Source organism: Acinetobacter lanii, from assembly GCF_011578285.1.
Taxonomy (GTDB): domain Bacteria; phylum Pseudomonadota; class Gammaproteobacteria; order Pseudomonadales; family Moraxellaceae; genus Acinetobacter; species Acinetobacter lanii.
The window spans coordinates 2,051,315-2,076,319 of record NZ_CP049916.1; the positions used below are offsets into that span (position 1 = coordinate 2,051,315).

Below are 25,005 nucleotides of genomic sequence, written 5' to 3' on the forward strand. Positions count from 1 at the left end.
TATTTTTTATATTATTTCTAAATAAATTATAATCTTAAACACTAATTAAAATAACTTACATTGTAAACACTTATAAAACAAGATTATTTTATAAGTGTCACAAATATTTCTTATACTGTGAAATCATCACCTAAGTATACTTTACGGACAGTTTCATCAGCAAGTACTTGATCTGGTGTACCTTCTGCAATCACTGCACCTTCACTGACGATATAGGCATGCTCACAAATCGCTAAAGTTTCACGCACATTGTGATCGGTAATCAGCACACCAATGCCACGATCCTTCAATGTGGTGATGATGTCTTTAATATCGCCCACAGAGATCGGATCCACACCGGCAAAGGGTTCATCCAATAACATAAACTTCGGATCGGCTGCCAAGGCACGGGCAATTTCCGCACGGCGACGTTCACCACCCGATACGCTCATACCTAACGAGTCTTTAATATGGGTGATTTTAAAATCTTCCAACAATTCTTTTAAACGCTGTTGCCGTTGTTGCTTATCAAGATCCTTACGGGTCTCAAGAATCGCCATAATATTATCGGCAATACTCAGTTTACGGAAAATTGACGCTTCTTGCGGTAAATAGCCAATGCCGTGACGAGCACGTTCGTGCATCGCCAAGTCCGAGATATCTACACCATCAAGATGAATTTCACCTTTGTCCATACGTACAAGACCCACCACCATATAGAAACTGGTGGTCTTGCCGGCACCATTGGGACCCAACAAGCCCACGATTTGCCCGCTTTGCATACTAAAAGAAACGTCTTTCACTACCCAACGTTTACTATACACTTTTGCCAAATGTTTGATGGTGAGGGTTTGCACTTGATTTTCTGAGGCTTGCATTAATCTTTTGCCCCTGGGAATGATTTGGTTGCAGAAGGTGGGATGATCATTTGCACACGACCTTTACTACCACCATTGGCATTTGAGCCACCTGACACCTCAATGTCACCTTTATTCATACTATATTTTAAATTCGCACCGCGGATACTTGCGCCATCTTGGTACAGTGAAGCATTGCCCGATAAATTCAAAATTCCAGTTTCTGCGTTATACACAATTTTTTGACCTTCACCACGGGCAATGCCACGATTGGTCTCTAATTGTTGCTGAAATTTAGCCGGTGAACCCGTCGCAGTAATGGTACTGATTTGCTTTTTCGAATTCAGCTGTGCCACGATTGATGCAGCATTCAATTTCATGGTGCCTTGTTCAATCACCACATTGCCCGAATAAGTGGTTAAGCCTGTTTTTTCGTTATACGTTGCACGATCAGCAAGTAAAGAAATCGGTTGATTACGGTCGCTCGGCAGTGCAAAAGACATTACAGAAAATGCACTAAGACCCACGCCTAGAATCACGTGTTTCATGAAAGATAAGGTGCGTGAGTGTTGATTAGTGTTGTGCATACTTTCCTCGAATATTAAAAAATTCGTATTGACCATTATTCAAGTTTGCTTGTAATCCTTGACTTACAAATTGACCATTTGGAGAATTCACAGTAACTTTATGTTTGGTATCAAAGGTTTTTAACTTAGGATAACCTGTTAACTGATCCGTTAGAAAGACCATTTCACCCTGCTTTGTCAGTCGCGTGGCTTTTACATTGCCCGTCAATATCACTTTTTCATTGTCATTATAACCATGCGCCTGCTTGGCATAAAAAGTTGAATCGACTTGATTGGCAGTATACATCGAAGCATTTAAATTACTGAGCTTCGAGGTTTGGTCTCGCATATCTTGTTCAAGCGAATCCACCGTCGCTCGAACATGCAGTTGACCCTGATCATTGGTTTGTAACAGATTGATGCCATTCGCTGAGTATGTCATCGACTGAGCCGTGTTGGCATCCAATTTTTTGCCTTTACCACTGTAATAATAATAACCACCCGTGATTGAGGCAATAATTATCGCAGCGATATATAGGACTCTAGTATCCATAAATCATCAACTATTTTGATATAGCTACAATGTCTATATTAATGTGGGATGCTTAAATATTTTTCAAGCAGTTCTTGATATGCGCCTTTGGCAGAGAGCAGCATGTCACAGATTTCACGCACTGCGCCACGCCCACCATAGGACTGGGTGACCAAGTCCGCACGACGACGAACTTCGACATGTCCATTAGGAACCGTAACTTTCATTCCTGCAAGAGCAAATGCAGACAAATCTGGCCAATCATCGCCCATGTACAAACAGTCTTCAGGTAAAAGATCAAGTTGTGCGCACGCTTCTCGCAGTGCAACACCTTTGTCTTCACGACCTTGGAAAATTAAATCCACACCCAAGTCAGTCATACGTTTTTCCACGATCTGACTTTTACGACCCGTGATAATAATCACTTTCAATCCGGCTTTTTGCACCAATTTCATTCCCAAGCCATCTCGGATATCAAAGGATTTTAGCTCATCCCCGGTATTGGTCAGTGTGACAAAACCATCACTTAAAATACCATCTACATCTAATACCAAAGCTTGGATATGACGTGCTTGTTCTAAAAGTGCATATGAAGCCATGGTTTAGTTTACTCCAGCTTGAATCAGGTCATGCATACCAATCACACCAATCACTTGCTGTTGATCATTCACCACAGCAAATTGATTGATTTTTTTCTCATTCATTTGTTCTAAAGCTTCAACCGCACGTGCTTCCTGAGAGATGGTCAACGGATTTTTGGTCATCACTTCAGATACAGGCAAATTCACATCAAAGCCTTGATGTTTATCAATCAAACGACGTAAATCACCATCGGTAAATATCCCCAACAGGACACCATTGTCGTCCACAATTGTGGTTAAACCTAGACGTTTATTGGAGATTTCGTAAAGCACTTTGTTCATTGGTGTATCTGGCGACACTTTTGGTAATTCTGCACCGGTATGCATCAGATGTTTCACATGCAACAACAAACGTTTACCGAGGGCACCTGCGGGATGAGACATCGCAAAATCATTGGCAGTAAAGCCACGTGCTTCAAGTAAAGCCACCGCAAGCGCATCACCGAGCGCCAAAGTTGCTGTGGTACTCGACGTAGGTGCTAAACCCAGCGGACAGGCTTCATGAATCTCACCTAAAGTCAGTGCAACATCGGCATTTTGAGGCATCGGCCCTTTGTCATCACCTGAAATGGTAATCAGTGGCACACCTAAATGCTTAATCAATGGCATGAGCATCATGATTTCATCACTTTTGCCCGAATTTGAAATGGCAATCAGCACATCACCACGGACCAACATGCCCAAATCGCCATGTCCCGCTTCTCCGGGATGCATAAAGAAAGAAGGCGTACCTGTTGAAGCAAATGTCGCTGCCATTTTACGACCAATATGCCCAGATTTCCCCATGCCCGTGACCACTAAACGCCCATGACATTGTAAAATAATTTCACAAGCCCGGCTAAAGCGTTCATCAATCTGTTGAGCTAAGACGGCTAAAGCTTGTTGTTCAATCGACAATGTTTCGATTGCAACCTTTTGGAAATCAATCTGATTTGGCATATTTTCGGAATTCAAAATAAACGTACCTTAACTCGAAAGCGAGTTTGTGATTTCAATCAACGGAATATTTTGCCTATATTAACATATCCAAACCAAGGCGGATTTGCTAAATGTACAAATTTCATTTGCATAGAAAAATAACGTATAAAACTTTATGAAAGATAAGTCATAAGTTATGATGAGCCATCATTTTTTGAAGCTTTTTGAAGACCTATGCAACCATTTGTTCTATACAACTCAGAGCAACGTAAAAAAGTAGAATTTGTGCCACGTAAAGAAGGACAAATTGATCTGTATGTGTGTGGTATGACGGTTTACGATTACTGTCATATTGGTCATGCACGTACGGTGGTTGCATTTGACTATATTATTCGCTTCTTACGTAGCCAAGGTTGGCAGGTTAAATACGTCCGTAACATTACCGACATTGACGACAAAATCATTAAACGTGCCAATGAAAATGGTGAAAGCATCTCCGCTCTCACGACGCGTTTTATTGATGCCATGAATGAAGATTTCGCCAAATTGGGCTGTGTTGCACCGGATGCTGCGCCTAAAGCCACGGACTATATCGATCAAATGCAAAATATGATTGGCACCCTAGTCGATAAAGGTACAGCGTACCCATCGAACAATGGTGACGTATATTTTGAAGTTGAAAAATTTGCCAAATATGGTCGCCTTTCAGGTCGTAAGCTTGAGGATATGCAAGCTGGGGCGTCTGAACGTGTTGATGTAGAAGTTGAAAAGAAACATCCTTTTGACTTTGTACTTTGGAAACATGCCAAGGAAAATGAGCCGTCATGGGCTTCACCTTGGGGTAAGGGTCGTCCAGGTTGGCATATTGAATGTTCAGCAATGTCGACTTGCTGCCTAGGCAATCATTTTGACATTCATGGTGGCGGCGCTGACTTAAGTTTCCCACATCATGAGAATGAAATTGCGCAATCTGAAGCAGCCACTGGTGAACAATATGTGAATTATTGGATGCATGCAGGCTTCATTAATGTAGATGGCGAGAAAATGTCGAAGTCACTCGGCAACTTCTTCACCATTCGTGATGTGATTGAGAAATTCCATCCTGAAGTGGTGCGCTACTTCATTGTGTCATCACACTATCGTAGTCCAGTCAACTATTCAGATGTGGCATTAAAAGAAGCCAAACAAACCTTAATGCGCTTTTATAATTCGTTTAAATCTTACCAAGCGGTTTATGGCGAACATCTTGTAGATACTTTGGATGAGCAATTGGTTGAACGTTTCAATGCTGCAATGCGTGATGATTTCAATACACCGGAAGCGATTGCGGTATTGTTTGAAATTAACAAAGCCCTCAATAGTGCCATCAAAGAAGAAAATGCGGAACAAGCTGCGATCTACTATTCCACTTTACGTCATTTGACCAATATTTTAGGGTTGGTTCAATATGATGTTGAAGCGTTCCTCAAATCTGATATTGGTCAAGAAACCTTAAGTTTAAGCCCTGAGCAAATTGAAGACCTGATTCAACAACGTAAAGATGCCAAAAAAGCCAAAGAATTTGCGCGTGCAGATGAAATTCGTCAATCTTTATTGGATCAAGGTGTAGTACTTGAAGATACACGTCAAGGTACAGTTTGGCGACGCGCTGATTAATTAATCAAACAGTTCTTCGGGTTGTTATAGAGAGTTGACACTGCTGTGAAATTCTCTATAATGGCCCTCATTGCGGGAATAGCTCAGTTGGTAGAGCATAACCTTGCCAAGGTTGGGGTCGGGAGTTCGAGTCTCCTTTCCCGCTCCAGAATACGAAAAAGCCCTCATCTTTCGATGAGGGCTTTTTTTATTGATTTTATTTAAGATTTTCACTCATCAAAAAATCTGATACTTTAAAAAGTATGCACTCACAGTGTGTCCACAAAATCGGTGGTTATTCAATTATTTGAGTTAAAAAAAAGAACCCGCAGGTTCTTTTTTTTGCATCTGTTTGGAAACAGTTATAGCATTACTCTCAACTATTAATAGAGAATCTGCTGATTTTTTAGTAACTCATCAAGGCTAGTATCCACACCATTCAAGGTTAACAATGCTGTTGCAGAATAGTTAGTTCCTGCACCATCACGATCTACATATAATGTGGTATTCGTACCATTTGAAACTGCAGATAAAATATTCTTGATGGTTGTATCGTTATAAGTTGTCGTATGGTCTTCTAGTAAGCCTCTAATATCAATGAAATCAATATCGGTATTGGTTGAAGTCGACTTCGCAACTGTAAATCCATTCCATGAATCGTGACCTGTCCCATTGGTATTCCCACCTGTGGCACTGGCTTTATCCAACAGGTTATAGATCAAGGTGTCATTACCTTTTAAGGAGTTAATCACATCATTTGAACCTCGACTCACAAATACGTCATCACCTGATGTATAAGTTCCGCTTGAACTGGTCGCATAAGTACGATCTGTTCCTGTTAAGGTCGCTGTTCCAGTATCCGCAGTATGCATAATCGTACCCGAAGCTGAAACATTGATTGATAAATTTGCACTCGAGTTCTGTACGCCATCACCCGTGATGGTGTAATTAAACACTTCTGTTTTACCTAAATCGTGACGATCCAACCCTGTCAATGTATAGGTACCATCGGCTTTCATATTTAGCGTTGCACCAGTTTTTGCTCCAATAATATTAGAACCCGCCGTAGTTACAGCAATGGTATCCACAGTAGTAACTTTTGCAGCAAATTTACCGGAATCATTATCAATGACATTACCTGTAATACTTGAATTCACAACCAATGAAGAAGATTTAAAATTCTTTTCATAGTTGTAATAACGAGCATCTGTAGACAGGCTATAGAAGTAAACCGTATTACTACCAGTTGCAGTTGGAGTATTCAGAACAATTCTATAGGCTGTAGCCGCATTGTCAGCATTGTAAATTGCGATATGACCTGGACTTGATGTAGATGGATACGATGACGTATTGTGCGTTACACCTGTAGAAACAGTTGTCCATGTGCCACCCACATTCTTTTCAACAGTTAAATTAAAATTACCTGAAGGATAATTAGAGTAATAATTCAACTGCATGATTGAGTTTGCTGCTACTGTCACATTTGCATAGTTGACATTATTGCCAGTGGTTACAGCACCCGTTGATGCACCAGAGAAATCAATAGAACCATTATCAGGTAAACTATCAGGGCTAGAAATTTTTCCTTGTGTACTCGAGCTGGTGTTATAAAGCGTTTGCGAATTTTGTACTGTCAAGTTAGTCGCAGTCGTCTTAGTATCATTCACTGCTGTCACAACGATTGAAGCATCAGCAGCAGGATTCTCTGGGTTAAACACAAATGCATTTGGTTGATCTTTCGAATGAATTTGAATATTCAACACATTCGTAGACGTATGACCCCACTGATCTGTAATGGTATAAGTAAATGTATCCGTTTTACCAATATGCTGTTGGCCATAATTATCGCCATCTGTGAAGCGCGTATAGCTATAGCTACCATTTGAAGAAATCGTCAAGGTTCCATGTTGTCCAGTGATCGACGTTGAGGTACCTGTTAGAGTAACTCCTGCCGTATTCATTTCTGAAGCTATCTTAGACAATGTCACTGTACCTGAATGAATATCATTCGAGCTAATCACATTACCTGTGGTGGTCACTTGGCCGTAATCGTAGTCTAGACCACTAAAATCAAAGGTTCCACTAACTGAACTATTGGTAAACCCGAAATCAGCTTTACCATACATCACAAAACGATAAGTACCTTGTCCTAAACTAATATCAGACCATGTACCATCAGCATAGTTACCGATACCAAGCGCAAACGATGCTGCTGTACCAAAATTTGCATTATTTTGTATATCAGTCCATGTTCCATCGGCATTTTGCTTTTGAATCACTAATCCTAAAGTAATAGAGGTAATTGCGTTAAGTGTAAATAACGTGCCGTCAAATACGAGATCAATCTCGGCAATATTACCTGGAGCAACTGTAAAGGTCTGTGTTGCAGCAACTGCGTTATTTGCACCACTTAACCAGCCATCATACAAACTTAAACTATCAACCGTGAAATCAGCAAGATTAGTTGGTTTTTGTACAGGAATGAAATTGGTCTGAAGAGTACCTAAGTCTGCATTTGCCAATAGATCCACTACACGCACATCTTGACTGTCTGTAACTTCAGCCACATTACCGGCAGCATCAACTACTCTTGCTGTATAAGTATAGTTCTGTGCAGATAAGGTTGTTGTGTCGACAACAGACCAAGTTGTACCTGTCGTAATCGCATCTAACCAGTTCACGCCATCATGCGAAACTTGAACGGTTTCGTCAGATTCTAGTGCTCTTGAAATCGTTCCACTCACAGTCAACGTTTTATCAATCGTTATAAAGTCATTGGTATTTGTACCAGTGTCTTCACTGATCGCCTTAATATCGACAGTAATGTTTTGTGGTGGCGTAACATCTGTTACTGGTGGAATGACAATTGCAACCAAACTATTTAAGCGGTCTTGGAAGCCATTAATCACCTCTTGCACCTCTGCTGGTAATGCATCCACTGCTGCTTGCGCATTAGTTTTCGCTTGTTGTGCATCCGCCAAGTCTTGGGTTAAGACATCAAACTCAGTTTGACTGATTAAGCCATCTGCTTCTGCTGCCGCCAAGGCATCTGCTGCATCGCTATACGCTTGTTCTGCTGCCGCAACTGCTGCTTCTGCATCTGCAATCAGGCTATCTGTTGCATCATCAATGCCATTGTTGTCCGCATCGTTGACCGCTGGGATCACAATATCGGTCAAGGCATCAAGACGTTGCTGGAAGCCATCAATCGCTTCTTGGGCATCTGCTGGTAATGCATCCACTGCTGCTTGCGCATCAGTTTTCGCTTGTTGTGCATCCGCTAAGTCTTGGGTTAAGGCATCAAATTCAGTTTGACTGATCAAGCCATCTGCTTCTGCCGCTGCCAAGGCATCTGCTGCATCGCTATACGCTTGTTCTGCTGCTGCAACTAAGTCTTCAACCAGAGCAACTTGATCTTCAGTCGAATCGTCTACGCCATTGTTATTGGCATCATTTACCGCTGGGATCACGATATCGGTCAAGGCATCAAGACGTTGCTGGAAGCCATCAATCGCTTCTTGGGCATCTGCTGGCAATGCATCCACTGCTGCTTGCGCATTAGTTTTCGCTTGTTGTGCATCCGCTAAGTCTTGGGTTAAGGCATCAAATTCAGTTTGACTAATCAAGCCATCTGCTTCTGCTGCCGCCAAGGCATCTGCTGCATCGCTATACGCTTGTTCTGCTGCCGCAACTGCTGCTTCTGCATCTGCAATCAGGCTATCTGTTGCATCATCAATGCCATTGTTGTCCGCATCGTTGACCGCTGGGATCACAATATCGGTCAAGGCATCAAGACGTTGCTGGAAGCCATCAATCGCTTCTTGGGCATCTGCTGGCAATGCATCCACTGCTGCTTGCGCATCAGTTTTCGCTTGTTGTGCATCCGCCAAGTCTTGGGTTAAGGCATCAAACTCAGTTTGACTGATTAAGCCATCTGCTTCTGCTGCTGCCAAGGCATCTGCTGCATCGCTATACGCTTGTTCTGCTGCCGCAACTGCTGCTTCTGCATCTGCAATCAGGCTATCTGTTGCATCATCAATGCCATTGTTGTCCGCATCGTTGACCGCTGGGATCACGATATCGGTCAAGGCATCAAGACGTTGCTGGAAGCCATCAATCGCTTCTTGGGCATCTGCTGGCAATGCATCCACTGCTGCTTGCGCATCAGTTTTCGCTTGTTGTGCATCCGCTAAGTCTTGGGTTAAGGCATCAAATTCAGTTTGACTGATTAAGCCATCTGCTTCTGCTGCCGCCAAGGCATCTGCTGCATCGCTATACGCTTGTTCTGCTGCTGCAACCGCTGCTTCTGCATCTGCAATCAGGCTATCTGTTGCATCATCAATACCATTGTTATTAGCATCGTTTACCGTTGGGATCACGATATCGGTCAAGGCATCTAGACTCTCTTGCAAGCCATCGATCGCATCTTGGACTTCAGCTGGCAATGCATCCACTGCTGCTTGCGCATTAGTTTTCGCTTGTTGTGCATCCGCTAAGTCTTGGGTTAAGGCATCAAACTCAGTTTGACTGATTAAGCCATCTGCTTCTGCTGCTGCCAAGGCATCTGCTGCATCGCTATACGCTTGTTCTGCTGCCGCAACTGCTGCTTCTGCATCTGCAATCAGGCTATCTGTTGCATCATCAATGCCATTGTTGTCCGCATCGTTGACCGCTGGGATCACGATATCGGTCAAGGCATCAAGACGTTGCTGGAAGCCGTCAATCGCTTCTTGGGCATCTGCTGGTAATGCATCCACTGCTGCTTGCGCATCAGTTTTCGCTTGTTGTGCATCCGCCAAGTCTTGGGTTAAGGCATCAAATTCTGTTTGACTGATTAAGCCATCTGCTTCTGCTGCCGCCAAGGCATCTGCTGCATCGCTATACGCTTGTTCTGCTGCTGCAACCGCTGCTTCTGCATCTGCAATCAGGCTATCTGTTGCATCATCAATACCATTGTTGTCCGCATCGTTCACCGCTGGGATCACAATATCGGTCAAGGCATCAAGACGTTGCTGGAAGCCATCAATCGCTTCTTGTGCCCCTGCTGGCAATGCATCCACTGCTGCTTGCGCATTAGTTTTCGCTTGTTGTGCATCCGCCAAGTCTTGGGTTAAGGCATCAAATTCAGTTTGACTGATTAAGCCATCTGCTTCTGCTGCCGCCAAGGCATCTGCTGCATCGCTATACGCTTGTTCTGCTGCTGCAACTGCTGCTTCTGCATCTGCAATCAGGCTATCTGTTGCATCATCAATGCCATTGTTGTCCGCATCGTTCACCGCTGGGATCACAATATCGGTCAAGGCATCAAGACGTTGCTGGAAGCCGTCAATCGCTTCTTGTGCCTCTGCTGGTAATGCATCCACTGCTGCTTGCGCATTAGTTTTCGCTTGTTGTGCATCCGCCAAGTCTTGGGTTAAGACATCAAACTCAGTTTGACTGATTAAGCCATCTGCTTCTGCTGCCGCCAAGGCATCTGCTGCATCGCTATACGCTTGTTCTGCTGCTGCAACTGCTGCTTCTGCATCTGCAATCAGGCTATCTGTTGCATCATCAATACCATTGTTGTCCGCATCGTTCACCGCTGGGATCACGATATCGGTCAAGGCATCTAGACGTTCTTGCAAGCCATCGATCGCATCTTGGACCTCAGCTGGCAATGCATCCACTGCTGCTTGCGCATTAGTTTTCGCTTGTTGTGCATCCGCTAAGTCTTGGGTTAAGGCATCAAACTCAGTTTGACTGATTAAGCCATCTGCTTCTGCTGCTGCCAAGGCATCTGCTGCATCGCTATACGCTTGTTCTGCTGCCGCAACTGCTGCTTCTGCATCTGCAATCAGGCTATCTGTTGCATCATCAATGCCATTGTTGTCCGCATCGTTGACCGCTGGGATCACGATATCGGTCAAGGCATCAAGACGTTGCTGGAAGCCGTCAATCGCTTCTTGGGCATCTGCTGGTAATGCATCCACTGCTGCTTGCGCATCAGTTTTCGCTTGTTGTGCATCCGCCAAGTCTTGGGTTAAGGCATCAAATTCTGTTTGACTGATTAAGCCATCTGCTTCTGCTGCCGCCAAGGCATCTGCTGCATCGCTATACGCTTGTTCTGCTGCTGCAACCGCTGCTTCTGCATCTGCAATCAGGCTATCTGTTGCATCATCAATGCCATTGTTGTCCGCATCGTTCACCGCTGGGATCACAATATCGGTCAAGGCATCAAGACGTTGCTGGAAGCCATCAATCGCTTCTTGTGCCTCTGCTGGCAATGCATCCACTGCTGCTTGCGCATTAGTTTTCGCTTGTTGTGCATCCGCCAAGTCTTGGGTTAAGGCATCAAATTCAGTTTGACTGATTAAGCCATCTGCTTCTGCTGCCGCCAAGGCATCTGCTGCATCGCTATACGCTTGTTCTGCTGCTGCAACTGCTGCTTCTGCATCTGCAATCAGGCTATCTGTTGCATCATCAATACCATTGTTGTCCGCATCGTTCACCGCTGGGATCACGATATCGGTCAAGGCATCTAGACGTTCTTGCAAGCCATCGATCGCATCTTGGACCTCAGCTGGCAATGCATCCACCGCCGCTTGTGCATCAGCTTTGGCTTGTTGTGCATCCTCAAGCGCTTGTTCTAATTCAGCCACTTCACTTGGGTTGATCAGATCATCTGACTGTGCATTCGCCAATGCATCTGCTGCATCTTTATATGTTGCTTCAGCTGCTGCAACTGCTGCTTCTGCATCTGCCACTAAGCTGTCTGTGGCATCGTCAATACCATTACCATCTTGGTCGTTTACCGCTGGAACAACAAGATCAGTCAAATCATCTAAACGATCTTGCAGACCATCTTTGTTTGTACTGTCTGGTAGCGCATTCACTGCATCTTGTGCCGCTTGTTCAGCCGCAGTCGCTGCATCCACCGCATCTTGAATCGCTTGTTGTTCTTCAGGGGTGATCAGACCGTCTGCTTCTGCACCGGCAATCACATCTTCTGCCGCTTGATGCGCGGTTTCAGCTTCAGTTACCAAGGCATCTGCTGCCTCAACCGCATCATCTACACCATTACCGTCTTGGTCATTTACATCTGGAACAACAAGATCAGTCAAATCATCTAAACGATCTTGCAGACCATCTTTATCTGTACTGTCTGGTAGCGCATTCACTGCATCTTGTGCCGCTTGTTCTGCATTATTTGCAACATCCACCGCATCTTGAATTGCTTGTTGTTCTTCAGGGGTGATCAGACCGTCTGCTTCTGCACCAGCAATCAGATCTTCTGCTGCCTGATGGGCCTGCTCTGCGGCATCTACTAAATCTTCAGCGAGTGTTAATGGGTCTTCCGTTGAATCATCAATACCATTGTTATTAGCATCGTTTACCGTTGGGATCACGATATCGGTCAAGGCATCTAGACTCTCTTGCAAGCCATCGATCGCATCTTGGACTTCAGCTGGCAATGCATCCACTGCTGCTTGCGCATTAGTTTTCGCTTGTTGTGCATCCGCCAAGTCTTGGGTTAAGGCATCAAATTCAGTTTGACTGATTAAGCCATCTGCTTCTGCTGCCGCCAAGGCATCTGCTGCATCGCTATACGCTTGTTCTGCTGCAGCAACTGCTGCTTCTGCATCTGCAATCAGGCTATCTGTTGCATCATCAATGCCATTGTTGTCCGCATCGTTGACCGCTGGGATCACAATATCGGTCAAGGCATCAAGACGTTGCTGGAAGCCATCAATCGCTTCTTGGGCATCTGCTGGCAATGCATCCACTGCTGCTTGCGCATCAGTTTTCGCTTGTTGTGCATCCGCCAAGTCTTGGGTTAAGGCATCAAACTCAGTTTGACTGATTAAGCCATCTGCTTCTGCTGCTGCCAAGGCATCTGCTGCATCGCTATACGCTTGTTCTGCTGCCGCAACTGCTGCTTCTGCATCTGCAATCAGGCTATCTGTTGCATCATCAATGCCATTGTTGTCCGCATCGTTGACCGCTGGGATCACGATATCGGTCAAGGCATCAAGACGTTGCTGGAAGCCATCAATCGCTTCTTGGGCATCTGCTGGCAATGCATCCACTGCTGCTTGCGCATCAGTTTTCGCTTGTTGTGCATCCGCTAAGTCTTGGGTTAAGGCATCAAATTCAGTTTGACTGATTAAGCCATCTGCTTCTGCTGCCGCCAAGGCATCTGCTGCATCGCTATACGCTTGTTCTGCTGCTGCAACCGCTGCTTCTGCATCTGCAATCAGGCTATCTGTTGCATCATCAATGCCATTGTTGTCCGCATCGTTGACCGCTGGGATCACGATATCGGTCAAGGCATCAAGACGTTGCTGGAAGCCGTCAATCGCTTCTTGGGCATCTGCTGGTAATGCATCCACTGCTGCTTGCGCATCAGTTTTCGCTTGTTGTGCATCCGCTAAGTCTTGGGTTAAGGCATCAAACTCAGTTTGACTGATTAAGCCATCTGCTTCTGCTGCTGCCAAGGCATCTGCTGCATCGCTATACGCTTGTTCTGCTGCCGCAACTGCTGCTTCTGCATCTGCAATCAGGCTATCTGTTGCATCATCAATGCCATTGTTGTCCGCATCGTTGACCGCTGGGATCACGATATCGGTCAAGGCATCAAGACGTTGCTGGAAGCCATCAATCGCTTCTTGTACCTCTGCTGGCAATGCATCCACTGCTGCTTGCGCATTAGTTTTCGCTTGTTGTGCATCCGCTAAGTCTTGGGTTAAGGCATCAAACTCAGTTTGACTGATTAAGCCATCTGCTTCTGCTGCTGCCAAGGCATCTGCTGCATCGCTATACGCTTGTTCTGCTGCCGCAACTGCTGCTTCTGCATCTGCAATCAGGCTATCTGTTGCATCATCAATGCCATTGTTGTCCGCATCGTTGACCGCTGGGATCACGATATCGGTCAAGGCATCAAGACGTTGCTGGAAGCCGTCAATCGCTTCTTGGGCATCTGCTGGTAATGCATCCACTGCTGCTTGCGCATCAGTTTTCGCTTGTTGTGCATCCGCTAAGTCTTGGGTTAAGGCATCAAACTCAGTTTGACTGATTAAGCCATCTGCTTCTGCTGCTGCCAAGGCATCTGCTGCATCGCTATACGCTTGTTCTGCTGCTGCAACTGCTGCTTCTGCATCTGCAATCAGGCTATCTGTTGCATCATCAATACCATTGTTGTCCGCATCGTTCACCGCTGGGATCACGATATCGGTCAAGGCATCTAGACGTTCTTGCAAGCCATCGATCGCATCTTGGACCTCAGCTGGCAATGCATCCACTGCTGCTTGCGCATTAGTTTTCGCTTGTTGTGCATCCGCTAAGTCTTGGGTTAAGGCATCAAATTCTGTTTGACTGATTAAGCCATCTGCTTCTGCTGCCGCCAAGGCATCTGCTGCATCGCTATACGCTTGTTCTGCTGCTGCAACTGCTGCTTCTGCATCTGCAATCAGGCTATCTGTTGCATCATCAATGCCATTGTTGTCCGCATCGTTGACCGCTGGGATCACGATATCGGTCAAGGCATCAAGACGTTGCTGGAAGCCGTCAATCGCTTCTTGGGCATCTGCTGGTAATGCATCCACTGCTGCTTGCGCATCAGTTTTCGCTTGTTGTGCATCCGCCAAGTCTTGGGTTAAGGCATCAAATTCTGTTTGACTGATTAAGCCATCTGCTTCTGCTGCCGCCAAGGCATCTGCTGCATCGCTATACGCTTGTTCTGCTGCTGCAACCGCTGCTTCTGCATCTGCAATCAGGCTATCTGTTGCATCATCAATACCATTGTTGTCCGCATCGTTCACCGCTGGGATCACAATATCGGTCAAGGCATCAAGACGTTGCTGGAAGCCATCAATCGCTTCTTGTACCTCTGCTGGCAATGCATCCACTGCTGCTTGCGCATTAGTTTTCGCTTGTTGTGCATCCGCTAAGTCTTGGGTTAAGGCATCAAACTCAGTTTGACTGATTAAGCCATCTGCTTCTGCTGCTGCCAAGGCATCTGCTGCATCGCTATACGCTTGTTCTGCTGCCGCAACTGCTGCTTCTGCATCTGCAATCAGGCTATCTGTTGCATCATCAATGCCATTGTTGTCCGCATCGTTGACCGCTGGGATCACGATATCGGTCAAGGCATCAAGACGTTGCTGGAAGCCGTCAATCGCTTCTTGGGCATCTGCTGGTAATGCATCCACTGCTGCTTGCGCATCAGTTTTCGCTTGTTGTGCATCCGCCAAGTCTTGGGTTAAGGCATCAAATTCTGTTTGACTGATTAAGCCATCTGCTTCTGCTGCCGCCAAGGCATCTGCTGCATCTTTATATGTTGCTTCAGCTGCTGCAACTGCTGCTTCTGCATCTGCCACTAAGCTGTCTGTGGCATCGTCAATACCATTACCATCTTGGTCGTTTACCGCTGGAACAACAAGATCAGTCAAATCATCTAAACGATCTTGCAGACCATCTTTGTTTGTACTGTCTGGTAGCGCATTCACTGCATCTTGTGCCGCTTGTTCAGCCGCAGTCGCTGCATCCACCGCATCTTGAATCGCTTGTTGTTCTTCAGGGGTGATCAGACCGTCTGCTTCTGCACCGGCAATCACATCTTCTGCCGCTTGATGCGCGGTTTCAGCTTCAGTTACCAAGGCATCTGCTGCCTCAACCGCATCATCTACACCATTACCGTCTTGGTCATTTACATCTGGAACAACAAGATCAGTCAAATCATCTAAACGATCTTGCAGACCATCTTTATCTGTACTGTCTGGTAGCGCATTCACTGCATCTTGTGCCGCTTGTTCTGCATTATTTGCAACATCCACCGCATCTTGAATTGCTTGTTGTTCTTCAGGGGTGATCAGACCGTCTGCTTCTGCACCAGCAATCAGATCTTCTGCTGCCTGATGGGCCTGCTCTGCGGCATCTACTAAATCTTCAGCGAGTGTTAATGGGTCTTCCGTTGAATCATCAATACCATTGTTATTAGCATCGTTTACCGTTGGGATCACGATATCGGTCAAGGCATCTAGACTCTCTTGCAAGCCATCGATCGCATCTTGGACTTCAGCTGGCAATTGATTGACCGCTGTTTGTGCTTCGTCTTTGGCTTGTTGTGCATCCTCAAGCGCTTGTTCTAATTCAGCCACTTCACTTGGGTTGATCAGATCATCTGACTGTGCATTCGCCAATGCATCTGCTGCATCGTTATACGCTGCTTCTGCTGCCGCAACTGCTGCTTCTGCATCTGCCACTAAGCTGTCTGTCGCATCGTCAATACCATTACCATCTTGGTCGTTTACCGCTGGAACAACAAGATCAGTCAAATCATCTAAACGATCTTGCAGACCATCTTTGTTTGTACTGTCTGGTAGCGCATTCACTGCATCTTGTGCCGCTTGTTCAGCCGCAGTCGCTGCATCCACCGCATCTTGAATCGCTTGTTGTTCTTCAGGGGTGATCAGACCGTCTGCTTCTGCACCGGCAATCACATCTTCTGCCGCTTGATTCGCTGTTTCAGCTTCAACCACCAAAGCGTTTGCTGCCTCAACCGCATCATCAACCCCATTACCGTCTTGGTCATTCACGTCTGGAACTTCAAGATCCGTCAAGGCATTAATTCGATCTTCTAGATCCGATTTGTCCTCGCTATCTGCTAAGGCAGTCACTGCATCTTGTGCCGCTTGTTCTGCTGAAGTCGCTGCATCCACCGCGTCCTGAATCAATTGTTGTTCTTCAGGCGTGATCAGACCGTCTGCTTGTAATTCAGCAATCAGATCTTCTGCCGCTTGATGCGCTGTTTCAGCTTCAACCACCAAGGCATCTGCTGTGCTTGCATCAGTTGCATCATCGATACCGTTGTTATTGGCATCATTCACCGCAGGAACTTCAAGATCCGTCAAGGCATCAAGACGATCTTCTAGACCTTCTTTGTCAGTGCTCTGTGGTAATGCAGTCACTGCCTCTTGTGCCGCTTGTTCAGCTGCCGTCGCTACATCCACCGCGTCCTGAATCAATTGTTGTTCTTCAGGCGTGATCAGACCGTCTGCTTGTAATTCAGTAATCAGATCTTGTGCCGCTTGATGCGCGGTTTCAGCTTCAGTTACCAAAGCATCTGCTGCCTCAACTGCATCATCAATGCCGTTGTTATTGACATCGTTCACTGCAGGGACTTCAAGATCCGTCAAGGCATCAATTCGATCTTGTAGATCCGATTTGTCCTCGCTATCTGCTAAGGCAGTCACTGCATCTTGTGCCGCTTGTTCAGCTGCCGTCGCTACATCCACCGCGTCCTGAATCAATTGTTGTTCTTCAGGCGTGATCAGACCGTCTGCTTGTAATTCAGTAATCAGATCTTCTGCCGCTTGATGCGCTGTTTCAGCTTCAACCACCAAGGTTTCTGCTGCGCTTGCATCAGTTGCATCATCGATACCGTTGTTATTGGCATCGTTCACCGCAGGAACTTCAAGATCCGTCAAGGCATCAAGACGATCTTCTAGATCTTCTTTGTCAGTGCTCTGTGGTAATGCAGTCACTGCCTCTTGTGCCGCTTGTTCAGCTACAGTCGCTGTATCCACCGCGTCCTGAATCAATTGTTGTTCTTCAGGCGTGATCAGACCGTCTGCTTGTAATTCAGCAATCAGATCTTCTGCCGCTTGATGCAACTGTTCTGCTGTATCCACCAAGGCATCTGCTGCGCTTGCATCAGTTGCATCATCGATACCGTTGTTATTGGCATCGTTCACCGCAGGAACTTCAAGATCCGTCAAGGCATCAAGACGATCTTCTAGATCTTCTTTGTCAGTGCTCTGTGGTAATGCAGTCACTGCCTCTTGTGCCGCTTGTTCAGCTGCCGTCGCTACATCCACCGCGTCCTGAATCAATTGTTGTTCTTCAGGGGTGATCAGACCGTCTGCTTGTAATTCAGCAATCAGATCTTCTGCCGCTTGATGCAACTGTTCTGCTGTATCCACCAAGGCATCTGCTGCGCTTGCATCAGTTGCATCATCGATACCGTTGTTATTGGCATCGTTCACCGCAGGAACTTCAAGATCCGTCAAGGCATTAATTCGATCTTCTAGATCCGATTTGTCCTCGCTATCTGCTAAGGCAGTCACTGCATCTTGTGCCGCTTGTTCTGCTGCAGTCGCTACATCCACCGCGTCCTGAATCAATTGTTGTTCTTCAGGGGTGATCAGACCGTCTGCTTGTAATTCAGCAATCAGATCTTCTGCCGCTTGATTCGCTGTTTCAGCTTCAACCACCAAAGCGTTTGCTGCCTCAACCGCATCATCAACCCCATTACCGTCTTGGTCATTCACGTCTGGAACTTCAAGATCCGTCAAGGCATTAATTCGATCTTCTAGATCCGATTTGTCCTCGCTATCTGCTAAGGCAGTCACTGCATCTTGTGCCGCTTGTTCTGCTGAAGTCGCTGCATCCACCGCGTCCTGAATCAATTGTTGTTCTTCAGGCGTGATCAGACCGTCTGCTTGTAATTCAGCAATCAGATCTTCTGCCGCTTGATGCGCTGTTTCAGCTTCAACCACCAAGGCATCTGCTGTGCTTGCATCAGTTGCATCATCGATACCGTTGTTATTGGCATCATTCACCGCAGGAACTTCAAGATCCGTCAAGGCATCAAGACGATCTTCTAGATCTTCTTTGTCAGTGCTCTGTGGTAATGCAGTCACTGCCTCTTGTGCCGCTTGTTCAGCTGCCGTCGCTACATCCACCGCGTCCTGAATCAATTGTTGTTCTTCAGGCGTGATCAGACCGTCTGCTTGTAATTCAGTAATCAGATCTTCTGCCGCTTGATGCGCTGTTTCAGCTTCAACCACCAAGGTTTCTGCTGCGCTTGCATCAGTTGCATCATCGATACCGTTGTTATTGGCATCGTTCACCGCAGGAACTTCAAGATCCGTCAAGGCATCAAGACGATCTTCTAGATCTTCTTTGTCAGTGCTCTGTGGTAATGCAGTCACTGCCTCTTGTGCCGCTTGTTCTGCTACAGTCGCTGTATCCACCGCGTCCTGAATCAATTGTTGTTCTTCAGGCGTGATCAGACCGTCTGCTTGTAATTCAGCAATCAGATCTTCAGCGGCTTGATGCAACTGTTCTGCTGTATCCACCAAGGCATCTGCTGCGCTTGCATCAGTTGCATCATCGATACCGTTGTTATTGGCATCATTCACCGCAGGAACTTCAAGATCCGTCAAGGCATTAATTCGATCTTCTAGATCCGATTTGTCCTCGCTATCTGCTAAGGCAGTCACTGCCTCTTGTGCCGCTTGTTCTGCTGCAGTCGCTACATCCACCGCGTCCTGAATCAATTGTTGTTCTTCAGGCGTGATCAGACCGTCTGCTTGTAATTCAGCAATCAGATCTTCAGCGGCTTGATGCAACTGTTCTGCTGTATCCACCAAGGCATCTGCTGCGCTTGCATCAGTTGCATCATCGATACCGTTGTTATTGGCATCGTTCACCGCAGGAACTTCAAGATCAGTCAACGCATCAAGACGATCTTCTAGACCTTCTTTGTCAGTGCTGTCCGGTAATGCAGTCACCGCATCTTGCGCTGCTTGTTCTGCATTATTTGCAGCATTCACCGCATCCTTAATCGCTTGTTGTTCTGCTGGTGTGATTAAGCCATCTTTTTGTGCATCCGCAATTACATTTTCTGCTGCTTGATGCGCCTGTTCTACTGCATCTACTAAATCTTCAGCAAGTGTTAATGGATCTTCCGTTGAATCATCAATGCCATTGTTATTCGCATCGTTCACCGCTGGAATCACGATATCGGTTAAGCCATCCAAACGTTCTTGGAAGTCATCGATCGCCTCTTGGACCTCTGCTGGCAATGCACCCACAGCTGCTTGAGCATCTGCTTTTGCTTGTTGGGCATCTTTGAGTGCTTGTTCTAATTGAGCCACTTCGGTTGGGTTGATCAGGTCATCCGCTTTTGCTGTCGCTAACGCAGTCGCTGCATCTGTATACGCTTGTTCTGCTGCACCAACTGCGGCTTCCACATCCGCAACTAAGCTGTCGACTACATCATCAATGCCATTACCATCTTGGTCATTCACTGCTGGAACAACGAGATCAATTAGATCATCCAAACGATCTTGTAAACCATCTTTGTCTGTACTGCCTGGTAGCGCATTCACTGCATCTTGTGCAGTTTGTTCTGCATTATTTGCAGCATTGACTGCATCTTGAATCGCTTGTTGTTCTGCTGGTGTGATTAAGCCATCGGTTTGTGCATCGTTAATTTTATTTAATGCATTTTTATAGGTATCTTCAGCATTTTTAACTAATTTTTCTGCTATATCACGTTCACTATCACTATTATTGACATTTGATGAACCATTCGACTGATTTGTCGCAACAGCAATTACAGCTCCACCTAATGCAGCCCCTATCAGCCATGGTACAACACCTTCATTTAAAAACGATTCTGTAATAGGATTATAAATAATTTTATCTAGAATTACGCCTGATGAGTCCGTAAATTCTGCCCAATATAATGAACCATCATCACCCTCGAAAAATATTTTTTGAGAGTCAATTGGATAATCAAAGAAATTTTCAATAATGATTTCCTCACCATTATCCAAAATAATAACTGCTGCTTGACCTTGCTTCTCAATCTTTTCAACATGTTTAAAATTAATATTTACTTTAATATCAGCCTTTTCAGCCAAATTAATTCGATTACTATCAGTCGTTTCAATTACTGATCCCTTTTGTTGAGAAATAACCTGTACCGTTGGCATAAAATGTTCCTTTTTATTGTGTTAATTTTCATTAGTTATCTAGTATTAGCAGAACTAATTCAGAATAAAAAACCCACAAAAACACTCTACATAAAACATTTTCTAAACAATCTGTTTATATTTTCAAAATAATCAAATATAATTTTATAAGGCACTGTTTATAAACATTTTCATATTTCGCAGATAAAAGCACAAAAACTGTTATTTTTATAAGAAAAATATCAATTTTATATAATAACGCACACTTGATCACATTTAACAAAACACAATTAAACACATAAAGGAGGCAAAAATTTACAAAAAAAAATAATAAGTAATATTAATTTTTTTTAATTAAAACAATAGGTTATATTATTAAATTATTTTTATGTTATTTTTTGATATATATATGTTTGAGAAAAATCTAGAAAATTATTGAATCAAATTACTACGTCAACTGGCATAATGTTACAGATTTATATCGATTATCATCTGATTCAGAAAAATAAAATATTATTCACATTTTATTTAAATTAGATCTTGTATCTTAGCGCTTGTAGTGATTAGCTTGCACTATATGCAAATTGTAGAGTTTGTAATAGACCTAAGACTTTTAGTCTGTGAAAGAGATAAAACCTACAATTTGCCCTAACCACTTGCACAACTCTGGACGGTAACTAAGCACTTTGATGCTGTATTCACAAGAAAAGACGGTGGTTATGCTAAAACAATAATTGAATAAATAAAGCAGGTAAAAATTATGTTTTATCTTGGTATTGATGTTGCTAAAGCTAAAATTGATTGCTGTTTAATTTTAGAAAACTCTGTAAGTAAAAAGAAGACTAAAACTTTTTCAAATACACCAAAAGGTTTTGAGCAACTTCAAACTTGGCTAAAGCAGCATGCTGTAACTTCTACGCAGACCATTACTTTAATGGAAGCAACTTCTATTTATCATGAACTCTTGGCGAAATATTTATTTGATGCGGGCTATCAAGTCTGCGTAACCAATCCTGCCAGAGCTCGATATTTTGCTCAGAGTATGTCTAAGCTGAATAAAACAGACAAGGTAGATAGTGAGGTTCTAGCCCGATTCGCAATGACTGCTGATCTACATTTTTGGCAACCTTTACCCCAACATATTCAATTGCTGAATGCTTTGTTGGATAGAAGAGCTGCTCTTTGTGAAGATTTACAACGTGAAGAGAATCGTTTGGAAAAAGCAGAGTCTACCTTCACGATGGAACCTGTACTTCAATCTATCCATAAGAGCATTGAACAGTTAAACAAACACATTCAGGGTATCGACCAGCAAGTTGATGATCACATTGATCAGAATCCCGATTTAAAAAATGATAAAGAACTGCTCAGCAGTATTCCAGCCATTGCAGATCGAACCAGTTTATTAATGCTGAGTTTCTTGCGCAGCCATACGTTTGAAAGGGCTAGTCAAGCGGCTGCCTTTGTTGGCTTGGTTCCCATTCAAAAGCAGTCGGGTAGCTCGATTCATGGTAGAAGCCGTTTATCCAAAGCGGGCTCTTCCAAAATACGTGCTGGTTTATATATGGCAGCCATTGTCGCAACTCGACATAATCCTCATATCAAAGGGATGAATAAAAGGTTATTGGCCAATGGTAAAACCAAAATGATAGCGATTGGAGCTGCGATGAGGAAGTTGGTTCATCTTTGTTATGGTGTACTCAAACATCAACAACCTTACCAAGCAGATTATTCAGCATGAATTTTCAATAATTTGCTTGACGTTTCAGACGGTATCTCTTTCATAAATCAAAAAACGCTCTATCTCTTGCTGATTATTTGTATCGAAGAGTTTTAAATATTCATGCATAATTTGCGGATGAAATACATCGACTCAAAGAAGCTTTCTGAAACACAGTTTAAGCGATATACAGGCATCTCATGTTCAACCTTTGACTTAATGGTTGAACAACTGAAAATGCATGTCCCTGCAAAAGGTAGACCACCTAAGTTAAGTGTATAAGATCAGGTTTTACTCTGTCTGAGTTATTGGCGTGAATACCGAACCTTATTCCATGTCGCAACAAGTTATGGGGGGCTTTGTTGGACAAAGAATTGAAAGACAGCGCTCTCCTAATTGAACCAAATTCAAGTGACATTGGGTATGAGGATGACCTAATTCTGTGAATTTACTCAAGACGGCTACGCGTGCATGAATCTCATTCACCTGACTAGGAAAACTCCTTACTGTTAATTTACCCCCTAAATAACTTGATGCAATGCATCTTTGCTTCTACCAAACTTCGACGATGATAGCCAGACCACTTTTCCAAATCATTCTTCCTAAACGGTTGACTGTTTTTAATAACTCATTCCTATCTAAAGATCTTAATTTCTGATCTTTCCATGGTTTTGCATTTTTTCTTGGAGGAATGACCGCATGTGCATCTCGATCTAAAATGACTTGTCTGCAGTGCTTCGTGTCATAAGCACCATCTGTATAGACTGAATTAATTTGTTCATCCACAGGAATTTGAGCGAGTAAGTCTTCGGGTACTTGTGAATCGCTGACATTGTTTGTGGTGAGTTGTACTGCACGTATTTGAAGGGTTTCAGCATCGATAGCAATATGAAGCTTACGCCATTGACGACGATATTCAGGTCCATGTTTCTTACGTTTCCATTCACCTTCACCCAAAAACCTCAAGCCAGTAGAATCGACGAGTAGATGCATTCCATCGCTACTTTTTTGGTAGTTAATTGCAATATCAATGTGCTTTTGTCTACGACAGATGGTGGAATAATCTGGCGCTGTCCAATCTAATCCGCAAATTTTAATCAGACTTTGAACAAAACCTGTGACCATGCGTAAAGAGAGTCTGAATAAAGATTTGATCATTAAACAGCATTGAATTGCGGTGTCAGAGTAAGTTTGATTTCGTCCTTGTTTGCCTTTTGATTGGGCATACCACTGAGTCTTTGCATCAAACCAAATGGAAATATTACCTCGGTTAATGAGGGCACGATTGTAGGGAGACCAGTTGGTTGTGCGATAGGTTTTAGGGGGAGATTTATTCATTTTGAAATTATATGGCTGAATAAATTTTCCCTGCTAGGTTTGTGCAACAAAGCCCTCCAGAATACGAAAAAGTCCTCATCGAAAGATGGGGGCTTTTTTATAGCTAAGTATAAAATATAAGCTACATCATCTTAAATGCAATATCCAAAGCGTCGGGAAGTGTTTTATTGCTATGGGCAACCATATGTCTGACTTTACTTTTTAGGACAGACCATGCTCTCTCAATAGGATTTAGATCAGGACTATATGCAGGTAGATAAACAATTCTTATCTGATATCGTGCTGCCAAGTCATCAATTACTCGACCTTTATGAATGGATGCATTATCTAGAATCAGCAAATAACTCTTAGTCTGATCATCCTTTTGCTTTAAATCCTGCAACAAATATTCCAACCAACAGACAAAAATATTCCGATCACACGAACCGTGAAAAACTAAAGGTTGAGTAAACTTGAATGGTGCATTTGATCTGACCTCACTGATCATACTGAGTCTCGTGCCATGCCCACCTGACTTAAATGCATGACAACGTTGACCTTTTGGAGACCAACCATATTCTGCGGTTTCATTGGTATTGATGCCTGATTCATCGATATAAAGAATGTGATCTTCACCATATTGCTGCTTCCACTGAGGCAAACACCATTCAAATACAGCACGGCTTAACTTGCAGGCTTGTTTGTAGAGAAAACTCTTTTTTTACGCGTCCAACCCATCTTATTTAGAGCTTTTAAAATGACATGATAGCCAACGCTATAACCGAATTTCTGTTCAAACAAAGGAATAAGATCTTTAGCTTGGGTAAATGGCGTTGTTTTTACAAATGCTTCAAAAGCTTGCAGGTCCAGAATCTTTGAGGGACGTCCTACATTTGGAGACTTAGGTTGTTTGAGTTGACCAGTCTGCTGTTCGATCAGGATCCAATCATCGAGCGTGGTTCTGGCAATATTAAATATTTCGCACGTCTTAGATTTATGCTTTGACTCTTTATAAAACTGCATGGCTTTTTCGCGTAAATCGACAGAATATGTTTTTGGCATGATCTTAAAGATTAGAGTTTTTTCTATTGTAGCTCATC

Annotated in this window: 10 protein-coding genes, 1 tRNA gene and 1 pseudogene; 3 read left to right on the forward strand and 9 right to left on the reverse strand. The window is 44.1% G+C overall.

What is annotated here, in order from left to right:
• Positions 1–110 precede the first annotated feature (110 nt).
• Genes lptB through G8D99_RS09555 form a run of 5 tightly spaced genes read right to left on the reverse strand, consistent with a single transcriptional unit; the run spans position 111 to position 3,514 of the window.
• The gene (gene lptB, locus G8D99_RS09535) at positions 111–857 is read right to left on the reverse strand and encodes an LPS export ABC transporter ATP-binding protein (RefSeq protein WP_166325016.1); all 747 of its coding nucleotides are present in this window, start codon (positions 855–857) and stop codon (positions 111–113) included.
• A complete protein-coding gene (lptA, locus tag G8D99_RS09540; protein WP_406741519.1) occupies positions 857–1,384 on the reverse strand; it encodes a lipopolysaccharide transport periplasmic protein LptA in 528 nt (175 codons plus the stop codon). Before lptA ends, lptB begins: the two co-directional genes overlap by 1 nt.
• A gap of 25 nt (positions 1,385–1,409) precedes the next feature.
• Positions 1,410–1,955, reverse strand: a complete 546-nt coding sequence (gene lptC, locus G8D99_RS09545; protein ID WP_166325022.1) for an LPS export ABC transporter periplasmic protein LptC — start codon at positions 1,953–1,955, stop codon at positions 1,410–1,412.
• Between the two features lie 38 nt (positions 1,956–1,993).
• Entirely contained in the window at positions 1,994–2,533 is a 540-nt protein-coding gene (locus G8D99_RS09550) for a KdsC family phosphatase (protein WP_166325025.1), read from the reverse strand.
• Positions 2,534–2,536: 3 nt separating this feature from the next.
• On the reverse strand, positions 2,537–3,514 hold the full coding sequence (locus tag G8D99_RS09555) for a KpsF/GutQ family sugar-phosphate isomerase (protein WP_166325028.1): 978 nt from the start codon (positions 3,512–3,514) through the stop codon (positions 2,537–2,539).
• A 213-nt stretch (positions 3,515–3,727) separates the two neighbouring features.
• Here G8D99_RS09555 and cysS point away from each other — a divergent pair, with 213 nt between their 5' ends.
• Positions 3,728–5,149, forward strand: coding sequence for a cysteine--tRNA ligase (gene cysS, locus G8D99_RS09560; protein WP_166325031.1), 1,422 nt, complete (start codon positions 3,728–3,730; stop codon positions 5,147–5,149).
• A 72-nt stretch (positions 5,150–5,221) separates the two neighbouring features.
• Positions 5,222–5,297, forward strand: a tRNA-Gly gene (locus tag G8D99_RS09565).
• A 214-nt stretch (positions 5,298–5,511) separates the two neighbouring features.
• On the opposite strand, the gene G8D99_RS09570 is transcribed toward G8D99_RS09565, so the two are convergent.
• A complete protein-coding gene (locus G8D99_RS09570; protein WP_166325034.1) occupies positions 5,512–20,889 on the reverse strand; it encodes a GA-like domain-containing protein in 15,378 nt (5,125 codons plus the stop codon).
• 739 nt (positions 20,890–21,628) lie between these two features.
• On the opposite strand from G8D99_RS09570, the gene G8D99_RS09575 reads away from it, so the two are divergent.
• Positions 21,629–22,609 (forward strand): IS110 family RNA-guided transposase, encoded by a 981-nt coding sequence (locus G8D99_RS09575; RefSeq protein WP_166322541.1) that lies wholly within the window; start codon positions 21,629–21,631, stop codon positions 22,607–22,609.
• A gap of 396 nt (positions 22,610–23,005) precedes the next feature.
• On the opposite strand, the pseudogene G8D99_RS09580 reads toward G8D99_RS09575, so the two are convergent.
• The 3 genes and pseudogenes from G8D99_RS09580 to G8D99_RS09590 form a co-directional block, all read right to left on the reverse strand.
• Positions 23,006–23,926 (reverse strand): annotated as a pseudogene (locus G8D99_RS09580) (IS5 family transposase); the annotation flags it as partial.
• A gap of 121 nt (positions 23,927–24,047) precedes the next feature.
• Positions 24,048–24,566, reverse strand: coding sequence for an IS630 family transposase (locus tag G8D99_RS09585; protein ID WP_166325037.1), 519 nt, complete (start codon positions 24,564–24,566; stop codon positions 24,048–24,050).
• A gap of 23 nt (positions 24,567–24,589) precedes the next feature.
• Entirely contained in the window at positions 24,590–24,967 is a 378-nt protein-coding gene (locus tag G8D99_RS09590; protein WP_166324626.1) for an IS630 transposase-related protein, read from the reverse strand.
• Positions 24,968–25,005: the final 38 nt, after the last annotated feature.

Coding starts and splice junctions, on each gene's coding strand:
- lptB (WP_166325016.1), bottom strand. CDS start 857: ATGCAAGCCTCAGAAAATCAAGTGCAAACCCTCACCATCAAACATTTG.
- lptA (WP_406741519.1), bottom strand. CDS start 1,384: ATGAAACACGTGATTCTAGGCGTGGGTCTTAGTGCATTTTCTGTAATG.
- lptC (WP_166325022.1), bottom strand. CDS start 1,955: ATGGATACTAGAGTCCTATATATCGCTGCGATAATTATTGCCTCAATC.
- G8D99_RS09550 (WP_166325025.1), bottom strand. CDS start 2,533: ATGGCTTCATATGCACTTTTAGAACAAGCACGTCATATCCAAGCTTTG.
- G8D99_RS09555 (WP_166325028.1), bottom strand. CDS start 3,514: ATGCCAAATCAGATTGATTTCCAAAAGGTTGCAATCGAAACATTGTCG.
- cysS (WP_166325031.1), top strand. CDS start 3,728: ATGCAACCATTTGTTCTATACAACTCAGAGCAACGTAAAAAAGTAGAA.
- G8D99_RS09570 (WP_166325034.1), bottom strand. CDS start 20,889: ATGCCAACGGTACAGGTTATTTCTCAACAAAAGGGATCAGTAATTGAA.
- G8D99_RS09575 (WP_166322541.1), top strand. CDS start 21,629: ATGTTTTATCTTGGTATTGATGTTGCTAAAGCTAAAATTGATTGCTGT.
- G8D99_RS09590 (WP_166324626.1), bottom strand. CDS start 24,967: ATGCCAAAAACATATTCTGTCGATTTACGCGAAAAAGCCATGCAGTTT.